Below are 14671 nucleotides of genomic sequence, written 5' to 3' on the forward strand. Positions count from 1 at the left end.
TTCACTATGACTCCGATCTAGCTTTTCTTATTCTAAACGTAGAGCTGTACATAAATGTTGCATTGCTCCAATACATCAGGAAGTACGTGACAATTGTATAAACATCGAGTACATTAAACGTTGGGAGATGATCATATGAAATCAAGACAATCGATGCTTTTTACTATTGTAACCCTTTTGTACTGGATATCTATGTATATTTATGTTCCTATTCTATCACCATATTTATCCAAAATGGAATATTCCCTGCAATTTATAGGAATTGTACTAGGAAGCTACGGTCTTATCCAGCTGTTATTCCGCTTTCCGATCGGAATTTGGTCGGATACGATAGGTAAACGCAAGCCCTTCATCATAGCGGGGATGATTACTACGACGTTAAGCTGCTTATTATTTCTAATTCCAGACCTATGGGTGTGGCCTCTGCTTGGTCGTGCTGTAGCAGGTATCTGCGCCTCAACTTGGGTTGCATTTACCGTAATGTATGCAGGTCAGTTCTCGAATGAAGAAATTCCAAAAGCGATGGGCCATATCAGCTTGCTTGTCGTCGTCGGACAAATGATCGGTATGCTGCTTTCAGGCTGGTTAACTGATCTGCTTGGCACATCGGCACCCTTTATCGGAGGAGCTATCGTTGGCTTTATAGGCTTGCTCCTTGCTCTGAAGCTTTATGAGCCACCGACAGGAACAAGTCGGGAGCACGGCATGTCTTCTAGTTTAATTAAGGAAGTGATCCGCACTAAACCGCTGCTGCGCGCCAGCTGGCTGTCAATTCTCGCACATGGCGTATTGTTTATTACGATGTTCGGCTTTACTCCGCTTAAGGCAACAGAGCTAGGTGCAAGCGGTACTCAGCTTACATTGCTTGTGTTTTGCTTTATGCTGCCTCACGCACTGGCTGCCATAGCTGCAACGAAATGGTTCATCCCTACCATCGGTTCTGAACGTACGATTTTGATCGCTTTTATCATTAGCGGCTTATGTACCTTCGGTTTAATCTGGGCGCCAAGTTTACCTTGGATGTATGCGACGCAAGCGTTTAATGGGTTTGCTCAAGGATTGCACCTACCACTATTCCTAAGCTTGGCCATTATGGATATTAAGCCTCAGATGAAAGCGACGGCGATGGGACTGTATCAAGCAATCTACGCAATCGGTATGTTCTCGGGGCCGTTCATTGCGGGATATCTTAACAAATCCTATGGAATCGAATATGGCTTTTTGCTCGGTGGTGTTCTAGCCGTAATCGCTGCAATTTTTGTGCTTTACTGGCTGTATGCCGATAAAAAACGATCTACATCGAAGGGAATGTCACGCGATGAACAAAACGTTGGTGCTTGATGTCGGGGGTGTATTAGCGAGTAATTTGACGCCAGGGCTATGGGAGCAGCTTGCAAGCATCGGGTCATGTGACCAGAAGCATCTTTACGCTGATTATAAAGACGAGGTTAGTGAAAAGTTATGGTGCGGCCAAATATCAGAGGAGCAATGGTGGGAGTGGCTCTCTGCTCGTGGAGTTATCGTGGCTGAGGAGCAAAGAAGCAACCTCATAACCAATCATCTGAAGCCTTTGCCAGCCCTTGAGCTGCTCCCTGCATGGTCGCAGCGATGCGATATCGTTATTATGAGTAATCATCGAACAGAATGGCTGAGCCCATTGCTCAGCCATTCTCGTGCTTATATCAAGAATTGTTTCATATCTGATCAAGCAGGGATGTACAAGCCTAGTCTTGATTGGTTCAGACTAGTTGACCAGCACATCTCTACGCCAGTCCATTTCGTAGATGATAGTGAAAAAAATATTAGTGCAGCCAAACAATTAGGCTGGCAAACAACGCTTGCCGATAAGCATGGAAAATGGACAGCAGCTATTGATGAATGGCTGCGTTCATAATCGCGATGGCGATTAAGATGAGCATAAGCAGATGATCCTGCTTACGCCACTCAACCTTAGCATGGAGCTTGGACTGACCACTAATCCGTTCAAAGCCTCTGAACTCTAAGCTTGTCGCCACTTGATCTGCAACGAGCAGCAGACTTCGCATGTAGGCTAACATTAAGGCGTTCATCATACTCCATTTAAACAGTCCAACCTGCTTGAAGCGCGTTCGACATAGCGAGAACAGCACGCGCCAACGCAAGGTTAATATTGGAATCAGTCGGAAAATTAGTGATACGAGAATGGCATAGCTATCAATTGGCACACGCAGTCGACGAAGTGGGCGCAGGCTTTGCTGCAGCGCTCGCTGAAGTCGAAACGGTGTCATCAGTGATAGCAGTGGCAGCCCCAGCACAATAATAATAAGCAGAGCCGCCATACGCCGTGCAATAGGTAATGCCGATTCTATATCAAACCCGAGTGGATTGAAAGAAAGTCCACCTACTACAGTGAAGATGATCGACATGATGCTATATGCCATAATTAAGCCGAGCCAAGGCTTCAGGCTCTGTCTAAGCAGCATACTTGTTGTGATCGATAGCAGCCCATAGATTACGATAGACCACCAGGTATCCCATAATACAAGGCTTACGGAGCAGATGAGCATCCCCAGCATCAATGCACGCGGATCAAACCATGTCGTTTGCTTCATAATGAAACGCTCGCGTGCATGTCGATCCTTACTTGTAAGTACGGAAGCTCCTTCACCTACTTCTTCTCCTTCTTTAAGCTTGCTCCCTACCTCACCTACTGCTTTTTCTCTTTCGAACTCAACCTTTATGTTCTCATTCTTCTGGACACATTCTACCCTTTTACTTTCTTTCTCACATTCAATACCATAGCCCATCAGCTTATTATAAAGTGCTTGATCTGACTCAAGTAGCGCTTCGTTAGCCTCACGTATTCCATACTCATCCAAAACTAGCTTCTTATCAACTATCGCTGCGAGCTCCTGCAGCTGATGACTGACGATGATAAGACCTTTTCCTTGCTGCTGGCTTTCCACAATACTCTTAAGCAGCTGCTGCTTGCCAGCATGATCGAGTCCTGCAAACGGCTCATCTAGCAGCAGCCAAGCTGCTGGCAATGAAAATGCGATTGCTAGCGCGAGACGTCTCTGCTGACCAACACTTAAGCTAATCAGCTCTTGCGCTTGGATCTCCTCTGTAATTCCGAAGGCTAGCACTTGATGATCCAGCTGAGCTTCTACAAATTCGGGATGCTTTCGATATTGCTGCTTAATTATTTTCAGCTCCTGCTGAACAGTCCCGCCAAACCATTTGTCCTCCACATGCTGAGATACATGCTGAATCTGAAGAAGCGCTGTTTTATTCCATTTCGATTTGCCACGCCAGCTTTTGCTGCTAAGCTGCTCGCTGCCGAGTGTAATCGTACCTGCAGCGATATCTTCAACACCTGCGAGACGATCAAGCAGCGTTGACTTGCCGGCACCATTACTTCCAGTTATCAAATAAGAAGCACCTGCATGAAAGGTATAGGTTAAAGGCTGTGAATGCTCAGATAATAGCTTGGCCTGAATTAGTGATATATGCTGAGGCTTTTGATTATGTTGCTGTACGTGCATTACGCTTCACCACCTCTGCTAAAGCATAGGGATTAAACTGAAGCTGTTCAGCCTGCAAGCCGAGCTCCAAGCTTTTGCGGACGCTCCAAGGCACCTCTAGAGACCTTTTCCTTGCTTCGGAAGCTTCCCCTTCCACGCTAGTAAATAACTGTCCAGCTAAACCATCATATACAAGCTCCAGCTTGTCCATGACCCATACTGTATCGTTAGCCTGAAGCTCATCCAGCTGCTGAGTAATCCATAGCACAGCGATGCCATGCGACTGGGCAAGTGAGCGAATAAGGCTGCATACATGCCATTTGTTGTCCTCAGACAGCATAGAGGTTACCTCATCGAGTACAATAAGCTTGGTATCCATCAGCATAGCACCTGCAATGGCAACAAGCTGCTTCTCACCTCCCGACAGATGATTCATTGGGACGTGCTTTAAGTGTTGAAGCCTTAATGTTGCTAGCAGCTCATCGATCTCCACCTCGATAGATTTATCCTTACTAGCTTTACCATACTGCTCATAGCAAATGATCAGATCCTCGAAAGGCGTGGAGCCAAGCAAATATTGCGACGTCAGCTGAGTGATGATAGGAAACGGCTCTTGATTGAATCTATTTTCCCTTCCTTTGATCGCCAGCTCAGCACGTTGATGACCTGCAATAAAGCGGGCAAGAGTGCTTTTACCCGATCCGTTATGACCAATTAGCGTAATCCACTCACCTTCTCGTATTGATACAGAGATAGGCTCAAACAATATATAACCGTCAGATTGCCTGATCGGCTGACATTGCTTCGCGTCATATATAATAGCTTTATTTTTTGACAAAATATCAATCTCCCTCTTCACAACAAAAAAAAGTTATGATACACTCCGTATTGTTAACCTAAAATAAATTATATTTGGTTAACAATAATATTGCAAGATGAGAGGAAGGAATAGAATGAAGGCAGTACCCATTCGCTCACTCGTGTATATTGCACTGTGCAGCGCAGTATTTATTGTGTTTTCAGCCATCCAGCTCAAGCTATCGTTTTCTCCAGTGCCGATTACACTGCAAACGTTGGCTGTCATTATTGCAGGCATGCTGCTAAAACCTCGTGACGCATTTATTAGCGTTGTTATTGTCGTTATATTAGGAGTACTCGGACTACCCGTTTTTGGAGGAAAAAGTGGACTCTCACATTTGCTAGGTCCAACAGGTGGATTTCTGATCTATTTTCCGTTTGGTGCGTTGTTGATCAGCTTAGGGATAAACGCGATTGTAGGCAAAGGAGCTACGCTGACAGCTAAAAAGTTGATTAGTCTGCTTATTCTTTTCCTATTATGTAGCTCTTGGCTAGCTTATGCTGCTGGCGTTCCTTGGTTTATGGCGGTGTTAGATATGTCTCTTGCCAAATCACTTGCACTTGCCTGCTACCCTTATCTCATTGGCGATACACTTAAGGCTGCAGTCGCACTTGCACTGTTCATCGCGCTGTATAAGCCGATTATGAAGCTGCGCAATCAGCAGCTTAGCTACATATCCCAGAACAATCATTCCGCAGATATGTCCTAACTAAATAAGCATCTGTCCACCACAGCAAGCCCTGCATAACGATGTATTAGCAGGCTTGCATCGGTGAGCAGATGCTTTTTATATTTCAATTAATCTAGGCAATCATCCGATTCTTCCTTCGGCATATCATCAAGATTAATTTTCTCTGTTAGCGTATCGCGAACAATCGAGATGACAAGCTGTAGCAAGTAGTTAATGTCTGCTTGACTTTGCTGGAACTCTGTTACTACTGGAATACTATCTAGCTCATCCTGAAGCTCTTCCATCTCTGCTTCAATCTTCTTTACCATCTCTGGATTTTTGAATGTGTTCTCAAAGGCAACAACTTCTTTTTGCTTTTTCTTAATCGCTGTAATAAGCTGCTGAACACGTGGATGACTGTTGATTTTATCCTCTGCGCGACGATAGTGCAAAACCTCTTCTGATTGAGCAAGCATACTTGCAAGCTCTCTTGCTTTCTCTTGCACATCTTCCTTCACACGCAAATCTACAATATCATAGGATTCTACCTGCGCATGAATCCCGTTATGCGAACAAGCACCGCCGCTTTCGCCGCCGTGTTGGAATAGCTTACCCTCTATTGAATCCTGAAGCCTTTTCATCAATTGATCTCGCTCCTATTCGATTAGTTTGTCATAATTGAGCTATCTATTGGTTCTGCTTTAATGTAAAAGCTTTGAGCGTCTGTAACTTTAACGATCATGCGTTTACCAATCCAATCCTGTGGACCTTCAACGTGCACAAGCTTATTCGATCTCGTACGTCCTGAAAGCACCTTCTCATTGTTCTTACTTACACTTTCAAAAAGAACCTCAACCTCTTGACCGACCATCGCTTCATTCTTTTTACGTGAAATCGATGCAAGCAGCTCATTCAAACGATATAAACGCTGCTTCTTTACTTCAACTGGCACATCGTCTTCCATCTCCGCAGCAGGCGTGCCTGCTCTCGCTGAGTAGATAAAGGAGAAGGCAAAATCAAATTCTACCTCTTTTACGAGTGAGTATGTTTCTTCAAATTGCTCTTCCGTTTCACCTGGGAAGCCGACAATAATATCTGTTGTCAGCACGGCATTCGGAATCGCTTTTTTAATTTTAGCTACAAGCTCTAAGTACTGCTCGCGATTGTACTTACGACTCATTCTCTTCAAGATCGTCGAGCTGCCTGATTGTACAGGTAGATGGATATGCTCAACAAGATTGCCGCCTTTAGCGAGCACCTCAATTAAGTGATCGTCAAAGTCACGCGGATGACTCGTAGTAAAACGAATACGAGGAATATCGATTTTGGAAATATCGTCCATTAGATGACCGAAGCGATAGTCTATATCCTCGAAGTCTTTACCATACGCATTGACGTTCTGTCCAAGCAGCGTTACCTCTTGATAGCCCTCACGTGCCAGCTGACGCACTTCTGCAATGACATCCTCTGGACGGCGACTACGCTCCTTGCCTCTTGTGTATGGCACGATACAATACGTACAGAACTTGTCACAGCCGTACATAATGTTGACCCAAGCGCGCATTCCGTCACGCTTCTTAGGCATATTTTCAATAATGTCGCCTTCCTTGGACCATACCTCAACAACGAGCTCCTTGCTGAAGTAAGCTTCCTGTAGCAGCTGAGGAAGACGGTGAATATTATGTGTTCCGAAAATCATATCCACAAATGCATGGCTTTGGAGCAGACGATTAACGACAGCTTCCTCCTGAGACATACAGCCGCAAACCCCAATAATCAATTCAGGATTTTCAACCTTCAAGCCCTTCAGATGCCCTAGCTCTCCGAATACTTTATCCTCTGCATTTTCCCGTATCGCACAAGTATTCAGCAAGATAACATCTGCTTGCTTGCGATCCTCTGTAGGCTGATAGCCCATCTCCTCGAACATGCCCTTCATGACTTCCGTATCATGCTCGTTCATTTGGCAGCCGTACGTATAGATTAAGTAATATCTGCCTTTACCAAATTGCTTCATTTCCTCAGGAATAGAAAAGTCATAATGGACTTGAATCTCTTCCTTACCGCGTCGCTTTTCTTCACGGTAGTTTGGCGCTGCGTTTAGCTGAATATTTCGACCATTGACGCGTATTGTTTTTTTACCGTCAACTTCACTTATAACCTTTACATTCGAGAAGTCAAAGTATTTAGAGTAATCCTTTTTACCAGTTGACATCTATCTATCCACTTCCCTTAATTATCGTTTCATCTTCTACTAATCATACCAATATCAAATTATATCATATAATACTACTCCGATACAGTATACAACTATTTTACTTTTAGACGAGCTTTATGCGGGCTATTGGAAGGCGCATACGCCCCTTTACGCTTATCAAAAAGCTCTTACATAGTCTTGTAAACGTGTTCCACTGTTTTCTACCACGAAACTTCTGTTCATTAACAAAAAAAGCCTCTGATCTGGCCTATGGGTTAATCACATAAGCTAGATCAGAGGCTATTCTTTGATATATTAGTCAATAATTTCGGCTGTGTCACCATTGTTAACGCCAGCTGCATTGGCTTCATCGGTATCAATATGCATATCCAATGCAAAATCAGCTGATACACGTGCAACGACGTTTTCAAATACAACACCACGCTCGCCACCTACGCGAACACGAAGCTTTTGCTTATCCGAGATGCCCCATTTTTCAGCATCTGATGTATGGAAATGAATATGGCGTGCTGCTACGATTACGCCCTCTTCGATCGTAACCTCACCAGCAGGTCCTTTAATAGTGATGCCAGCAGAACCAGCGATATCGCCAGACTCACGAACTGGAGCCTTTACGCCAAGCGCAAATGAATCCGTACGGGAAACCTCCAATTGAGTAGCTTTACGAGCAGGTCCTAGAATACGAACTTTAGGAAATCCGCTTTTTGGTCCAACAACCTCTACGGTTTCATTGGCTGCATATTGTCCTGGCTGAGATAATGGTTTAAATTCAGTTAATTGATAACCTTTCCCGAATAGCACTTCAACATGCTCTTGGGATAGATGAATATGTCTTGCTGATACGCCTACAGGTATTAATTTTTCCATTTCTCTGTACACTCCAATAATTTTTTATCTCTTTCGTGTATGACACACGTAAGGCATATGACACTTGTTCATATACCTTTATCATATCACTTTTTCCATGATAAGAACAAGCAGTCGTAAGCTTAATACGAAGCTCAAAACAAGAAAACAAGAGAAAAGACGCCTATAGGCGTCTTTTTTCTAATTAATATGTAAGTATGACTTTGCCGAACTATCGTTTTGAATTTAAATTACGAATGAGGAATTGATAAGCGTTACGCCACATCAGCTTCTCTACAAATTCTCGATCATAGTATTGCAGAAGTAGGCTTTCCAGCTGATTTACGTCACGAGGTGATTTTAAGCCTTCGATATAACTGTCAATACCATCAAAATCAGATCCTAACATTAGCTGGTCTTCGGCACCGAGCGCAAGCATATGATTAATATGCTTTAGTAAATCATGCATTGTAGCCATTCGACCATCTGTAACAAACCATGGCACATAGGTTAGTCCAATAAGACCCTCACAACGTACGATCGCTCTGATCTGTTCATCCGTTAAGTTGCGCGGATGATCGCACACAGCCTTTGCATTCGAATGTGATGCAATAACTGGCTTTTGGCTTGCTTTGTATACGTCCCAAAAGCTTTTTTCTGACAAATGCGATACATCGATTGTAATTCCTTGCTCATTACAGCGATGAACAAAATCCTTGCCCAAACTTGATAGCCCAGCACCGTTATCCTCTAATATTCCATCTGCGGCCCAATTCGCTCCATTCCAGGTAAGTCCAGCGAACCGAACACCTAAGCGGTGCATCAGCGAAGTAAGAAATAAATGGCCCTGTAATCCATCTACTCCCTCCAGCGATAGAATCGCACCTACTTTATTTGTAGCCTTGCAGCGCTCCACATCAATCGCAGAGTCAACCACGATCATATTGGGATGATTAGCTACACGCTCATAGAAGATCTCGATGCTCTTCATAATCGTTACTAGATCCTTCGAGTGATCTGAAGGAATATAAACAGCAAATACTTGGATCATGTAATTAGCATCTAATAACGATTGCAGCGTTACGTCCAGTCTAGAAGCAAATTGCTCCTTATGAAAATCTAAGCTATTATCCTTGAGCAGCTTACTTATGACATCACAGTGAAAGTCAATTTTGCGCATTTCGTACGCCTCCTCTGCTCCGTACTATGAAAGCAAATAACCTGTTTACTGTGGAAGTAAACAGGCCTAATATTCTCATCCGCTCTATATCCGCATGGACCATATTGGCCATCATTATCTAGGCTCCACGATGAGCTTTATTGCCGTCCGATCTTCTCCATCAATAACAATATCAGTAAATGCAGGAATACAAATCAAATCAACTCCACTAGGTGCGACAAAGCCACGCGCAATGGCTACTGCTTTGATCGCTTGGTTCAAAGCGCCAGCACCGATTGCTTGCAATTCAGCTGCTCCACGCTCTCTAAGCACTCCTGCTAGTGCTCCTGCTACTGAGTTTGGATTCGATTTGGCTGAAACTTTTAATACATCCATGTTAAGAACCTCCCCTGGAATGTTTGATGGACTTTACTTTAATATTACTATTCGTGAAAACGGGAAAGATTCCTGCACACTGAATTTTTATAATTTCAATTATTCTGAATTTAATGACAAGTAAAAAAGCTGCTTATTTCATAAGCAGCCATGATTCTTCCGTAAGCCTTATTTTTTGAATAGAAACAGCGTGTCCTGTTTTATCGTCGATATCAACAACCACTCCATGCAAATGCCATTTGCCTTCATCAACGACGAATCTTGCCGGCATACCAGTCAGGAATCGATGCAGCACCGCATCGCGTTGCATGCCAAGCACACCTTCCTTCGATCCAACCATGCCAACATCTGTAATGTACGCCGTACCCTGTGGCAGAATGGTATCATCATTCGTCTGAACATGGGTGTGTGTACCGACAACCATCGAAGCCTTTCCATCCAAATACCAGCCCATTGCGATTTTTTCAGAGGTTACCTCAGCATGAAAATCTACAAGGATATGTGAGGTTGTCTTTTGTGCATCTGCAATCAATCGTTCTGCAGTCGTAAACGGATCATCATTCGCTGGAAGATAGGTTCTACCTTGAATATTGATAATGGCTAGCTTTTTACCGTTAACGTTAATAATCGCCATTCCTTTACCCGGTGCAGAATGATGGAAATTGGCTGGACGTACTATGCGAGGCTCATCATCGATCCATTCAAAGATGTTCTTATTGTCCCACGTATGATTACCCATCGTAATCCCATGAATACCCCATTCAAAAAACTCTGTTGCAATCTGCCGGGTTATGCCTCTACCAGCAGCTGCATTCTCACCATTAGCGATAATAATGTGCGGGTTATACTTTGACTTTAGAGCTGGAAGTACTTGCTTTACCGCTTCTCGCCCTACACTGCCTACAATATCGCCAATAAATAATACTTTCATTCGTTAATCTCATCCTTTATGTAAAGTGCATGCTTCGTATCATACCATATTGTACGCATTATATGCTACAAAGCATTACTATGTAATCATACTAAGAAGTGAAACGAGGAGCGCAGCGTACGGTATTGGTACGTGAGCTACAATGTTTTCGTAGAAAACATACTTCGTAAGCAATTTCGGTAGCGTTCCATATTCGAAGTCGACTTAGTTACAACGCAACACATCGTCATTAAAGTCGGACGTTTTGACTTCCTCTTTCAATAAGTGTTCAAAATGTTCGGCTTTCAGGACCAAGAAGATGCCACGAAGCTAGGAAACGAGGAGCGGAATGTACGTTTCGGGTACATGAGCACCGGAGGCTTCCGATGAGTGGCATATTCGAAGTCGACTTAGCTACAACGCATCACATCGTCATCAAAGTCGGACGTTTTGACTTCCTCTTCCTCTACAAAAGAGAGAAGTGGCTTTCGCCACTTCTCTCTCAAATCACTTCGCATATTCAACGGCTCTTGTTTCACGAATAACCGTTACTTTAATGTGACCTGGGTAATCCAGCTCGCTTTCGATTTTCTTCGTAATATCGCGAGCAAGACGGAATGCTTCAGTATCATCGATTTTATCTGGTTGAACCATTACGCGAACTTCACGACCTGCTTGAATCGCATATGATTTTTCAACGCCATCAAATGATTCCGTTATTCCTTCCAATTTCTCTAAACGCTTAATATAGGTTTCGAGAGTTTCACGACGAGCACCTGGTCTTGCAGCCGATAGGGCATCTGCTGCACCTACGAGCATTGCAATAACTGATGTCGCTTCTGTATCACCATGATGAGATGCGATACTATTAATAACAACTGGATGCTCTTTATATTTTTTGGCAAGCTCAACACCAATTTCTACGTGTGAACCTTCCACTTCATGATCCAGCGCTTTACCAATATCATGAAGTAATCCTGAGCGTCTAGCAAGCACAACATCCTCGCCTAGCTCAGCTGCCATTAGACCTGCTAAATAAGCAACTTCCATCGAATGTTTAAGAACATTTTGACCATAGCTTGTACGATACTTCAATCGACCAAGAATTTTAATCAAGTCTGGATGTAATCCATGCACTCCAACCTCGAAAGTAGCCTGTTCCCCGTATTCACGCACTCGATCATCAATTTCCTTACGTGATTTTTCAACCATTTCCTCGATTCTCGCTGGATGAATACGTCCATCTGCTACGAGTTTTTCTAAGGAAGTACGTGCGATCTCACGTCTAATTGGATCAAAGCCCGACAATATGACCGCTTCCGGTGTATCGTCTATAATGAGATCGATACCAGTCAATGTTTCTAGTGCACGGATATTTCGACCTTCCCGTCCAATAATACGACCCTTCATTTCTTCATTTGGCAGCGTGACTACAGAAACTGTTGTTTCCGCTACATGATCAGCAGCACAGCGCTGAATCGCAAGTGATATAATGTTACGAGCCTTCTTATCAGCTTCTTCCTTGGCCTGTTGTTCAATATCCTTAATCATTTGTGCAGTTTCATGACGTACTTCTTGTTCAACATTAGATAGAATGATCGACCTTGCATCCTCCATCGTCAGGTTGGAAATACGTTCTAACTCATTGAGCTGTTGCTTATAGAGCGAATCGATTTGTTGCTGTGTTTCCTCAATTCGTTTCTCCTTGCTGGCTACAGACTCTTCTTTGCGTTCTAGTGTTTCTAACTTTTTATCAAGCGATTCTTCCTTTTGGACTAATCGTCTTTCTAAACGTTGTGTTTCGTTACGACGTTCACGAATGTCCTTTTCAGCTTCCGTACGTAGTCTGTGGACTTCGTCTTTCGCCTCAAGTACGGTCTCTTTTTTCAAAGCATCTGCTTCTTTCTTCGCATTTTCTACGATTTGAATCGCAGCCTGCTCTGCACTAGAAATCTTCGCCTCGGCAATCGACTTTCGTATCATGTAACCAATCCCAAAGAAAATTGCGCCAACAAGGATACAAATGAGGATCCAGATAACTTCTGGTGGCATCTAGTTCACCTCCTTGTTGCATACACCAAGGCATTGCTTGGGATGTTATTTGGTTTAACCGGCTTTCAAACCGTCTCAATTACGCCATTTGACGAAAAATGATGATTTTGGTTCAATTCTTGGAAGTAAAATTGAAACAAAATTTTTAGGAATACTTCTTCATTGTATCTGTTCATAAAATCAGTTGTCAAGCAATTCTCCATTTATATCCACATCTACACTGAATATTCTCTCTTTTTCTATTCTTTGCATAGTTTTTCGGCAAATATCACCAGAATAACCACGTCTAAGAAGGAATTGCATCAGTTTTCGACTGCGTTCGAGCTTATCTCCTCGAATACTTCTTAGTTTCTTCACGGCAGCTTCATAGGCTGCCTCCAACTCCTGCTCATCATCGATAGTCTGCAGCACACGGGAAATATGCTCTCTAGATATTCCAAGCGCTTTCAGTTCTTGTGCAATTCTCAGCTGTCCTTTCCCTTGGCGATTGCGTTTAGACTGCACATAGAGCTCAGCAAAAGCCAGGTCATCAATATAACCTTCATTAATTAGTCGAGCAATCGCAACGGCGATATGCTGTTCTTCGAACTCTTGTCTTCTTAAATATTGCGCAACCTGCTGACTGCTGCGTGCTTTGGGCGCCAAATATCGTATCCCTTTAATATAAGCCATATATTTAGCATTCTCTTCTTTAATTTCGTCAACTAGTGAAGAAGTTAAACCTCTCCCTTTCATTAATCGGTACGAAATAAACAAATCCTCATGCACAACGATCGGCTCGGGTATTGATTCAATGGTAATGCTATACTGCTTTCCTTGCTTTCGATCAACCTTTACCGATGTGATAAGCAGCTCATTGCTTTCGCTAGTCACTTTCGTCTCACCTCATACAAAAAACGCCGTTCTATATAGAACGGCGATTATTAGTTATTAGAACAGCTCTTCCAAATCTTCCTCGTCCTCATCATCCGATGAGAAGTTAGCTTGTTGTGCAGCAGTTAGATCGAATGCAGCACGAATTTGACTTTCAATCGTCTCAGCAATTGCCGGATTCTCCTTTAAGAACTGCTTAGAGTTTTCACGACCTTGTCCTAAGCGTTCACCGCTATAAGAGAACCAAGCACCGCTTTTTTGTACAATGTCCATATCAACACCGATATCAATAATGCTGCCTTCTCTTGAAATACCTTCACCATACATAATATCAAGCTCCGCTTGCTTAAATGGAGGAGCAACTTTATTTTTGACAACCTTAACGCGAGTACGGTTACCTACCATGTCATTACCTTGCTTTAATGTTTCTACACGACGCACGTCAAGACGGACGCTGGAGTAGAACTTAAGTGCACGACCACCAGGTGTCGTTTCCGGGTTACCGAACATAACGCCAACCTTTTCACGAAGCTGGTTAATGAAAATGGCAATTGTTTTTGATTTCGAGATTGCACCAGAAAGCTTACGCAATGCTTGAGACATTAAGCGCGCCTGCAAGCCGACATGAGCATCACCCATATCGCCTTCGATCTCTGCTTTTGGTACAAGTGCTGCAACCGAGTCAATGACGACAATATCTATTGCACCGCTGCGAACAAGCGCTTCTGCAATTTCCAATGCCTGTTCACCTGTATCTGGTTGTGAAAGGAGTAGCTCGTCAATGTTAACACCGAGCTTGCTGGCATACAACGGATCAAGCGCGTGCTCTGCATCAATAAATGCAGCTTGTCCACCAGCTTTTTGCACTTCTGCAATAGCATGAAGCGCAACAGTCGTTTTACCAGATGATTCGGGACCGTATACTTCGATGATACGGCCTCGTGGATATCCTCCAATACCTAACGCAATATCTAGAGCAAGCGAACCACTAGAAATGGTTTCAACCTGCATATGTGTAGATTCACCTAATTTCATAATAGAGCCTTTACCAAATTGCTTCTCAATTTGACGCAATGCATTGTCCAATGCTGCACGACGATCACTCACGAGATTCACATCCTTCAATATTTATATTAGTATGATAACCTACTTCTGAGCTCTTGCCAATACTTTTTTCGAACACAC

The 14671-nt window shown here is 43.3% G+C and carries 14 protein-coding genes; 3 read left to right on the forward strand and 11 right to left on the reverse strand.

From position 1 onward, the window contains the following. Nucleotides 1–135 precede the first annotated feature (135 nt). Both NSQ99_RS11325 and NSQ99_RS11330 read left to right on the forward strand, forming a co-directional pair. The gene (locus NSQ99_RS11325; protein WP_251665401.1) at nucleotides 136–1341 is read left to right on the forward strand and encodes an MFS transporter; all 1206 of its coding nucleotides are present in this window, start codon (nucleotides 136–138) and stop codon (nucleotides 1339–1341) included. Next, on the forward strand, nucleotides 1319–1894 hold the full coding sequence (locus tag NSQ99_RS11330) for an HAD family hydrolase (RefSeq protein ID WP_340836667.1): 576 nt from the start codon (nucleotides 1319–1321) through the stop codon (nucleotides 1892–1894). The genes NSQ99_RS11325 and NSQ99_RS11330 overlap by 23 nt, the downstream gene beginning before the upstream one ends. Here NSQ99_RS11330 and NSQ99_RS11335 read toward each other — a convergent pair. Further along, nucleotides 1869–3524 carry an ATP-binding cassette domain-containing protein gene (locus tag NSQ99_RS11335; protein ID WP_340836668.1) on the reverse strand — a complete coding sequence of 552 codons (1656 nt, stop codon included), beginning with the start codon at nucleotides 3522–3524 and terminating at the stop codon, nucleotides 1869–1871. The two genes, NSQ99_RS11330 and NSQ99_RS11335, sit on opposite strands and share 26 nt — an antisense overlap. Continuing rightward, nucleotides 3505–4341 (reverse strand): energy-coupling factor ABC transporter ATP-binding protein, encoded by an 837-nt coding sequence (locus NSQ99_RS11340; RefSeq protein WP_340836670.1) that lies wholly within the window; start codon nucleotides 4339–4341, stop codon nucleotides 3505–3507. Before NSQ99_RS11340 ends, NSQ99_RS11335 begins: the two co-directional genes overlap by 20 nt. A 115-nt stretch (nucleotides 4342–4456) precedes the next feature. On the opposite strand from NSQ99_RS11340, the gene NSQ99_RS11345 reads away from it, so the two are divergent. After that, a complete protein-coding gene (locus NSQ99_RS11345) occupies nucleotides 4457–5071 on the forward strand; it encodes a biotin transporter BioY (RefSeq protein ID WP_251665405.1) in 615 nt (204 codons plus the stop codon). Between the two features lie 89 nt (nucleotides 5072–5160). Here the strand turns inward: NSQ99_RS11345 and NSQ99_RS11350 are convergent, their stop codons facing one another. The 9 genes from NSQ99_RS11350 to recA all read right to left on the reverse strand — a co-directional run bounded on the left by NSQ99_RS11350 (nucleotide 5161) and on the right by recA (nucleotide 14593). Next, entirely contained in the window at nucleotides 5161–5673 is a 513-nt protein-coding gene (locus NSQ99_RS11350; protein ID WP_432806899.1) for a RicAFT regulatory complex protein RicA family protein, read from the reverse strand. Nucleotides 5674–5696: 23 nt separating this feature from the next. Continuing rightward, on the reverse strand, nucleotides 5697–7247 hold the full coding sequence (gene miaB / locus NSQ99_RS11355; RefSeq protein WP_251665407.1) for a tRNA (N6-isopentenyl adenosine(37)-C2)-methylthiotransferase MiaB: 1551 nt from the start codon (nucleotides 7245–7247) through the stop codon (nucleotides 5697–5699). Between the two features lie 297 nt (nucleotides 7248–7544). Further along, nucleotides 7545–8117 carry a phosphate propanoyltransferase gene (locus tag NSQ99_RS11360; RefSeq protein WP_251665408.1) on the reverse strand — a complete coding sequence of 191 codons (573 nt, stop codon included), beginning with the start codon at nucleotides 8115–8117 and terminating at the stop codon, nucleotides 7545–7547. 211 nt (nucleotides 8118–8328) lie between these two features. Continuing rightward, on the reverse strand, nucleotides 8329–9276 hold the full coding sequence (locus NSQ99_RS11365) for a dipeptidase (protein WP_340836674.1): 948 nt from the start codon (nucleotides 9274–9276) through the stop codon (nucleotides 8329–8331). Nucleotides 9277–9390: 114 nt separating this feature from the next. After that, nucleotides 9391–9651 (reverse strand): stage V sporulation protein S, encoded by a 261-nt coding sequence (locus tag NSQ99_RS11370; RefSeq protein WP_025335291.1) that lies wholly within the window; start codon nucleotides 9649–9651, stop codon nucleotides 9391–9393. A 133-nt stretch (nucleotides 9652–9784) separates the two neighbouring features. Further along, nucleotides 9785–10582, reverse strand: coding sequence for a TIGR00282 family metallophosphoesterase (locus NSQ99_RS11375; protein ID WP_251665410.1), 798 nt, complete (start codon nucleotides 10580–10582; stop codon nucleotides 9785–9787). A 486-nt stretch (nucleotides 10583–11068) separates the two neighbouring features. Then, complete coding sequence (gene rny, locus NSQ99_RS11380) at nucleotides 11069–12613, reverse strand: ribonuclease Y (protein ID WP_251665411.1); 1545 nt, start codon at nucleotides 12611–12613, stop codon at nucleotides 11069–11071. 180 nt (nucleotides 12614–12793) lie between these two features. Next, nucleotides 12794–13486, reverse strand: coding sequence for a regulatory protein RecX (locus NSQ99_RS11385; protein WP_340836687.1), 693 nt, complete (start codon nucleotides 13484–13486; stop codon nucleotides 12794–12796). Nucleotides 13487–13543: 57 nt separating this feature from the next. Then, nucleotides 13544–14593 (reverse strand): recombinase RecA, encoded by a 1050-nt coding sequence (gene recA, locus NSQ99_RS11390; protein WP_340836688.1) that lies wholly within the window; start codon nucleotides 14591–14593, stop codon nucleotides 13544–13546. Nucleotides 14594–14671: the final 78 nt, after the last annotated feature.

It is taken from the genome of Paenibacillus sp. FSL W7-1287, from assembly GCF_038004245.1.
GTDB lineage: Bacteria > Bacillota > Bacilli > Paenibacillales > Paenibacillaceae > Pristimantibacillus > Pristimantibacillus camelliae.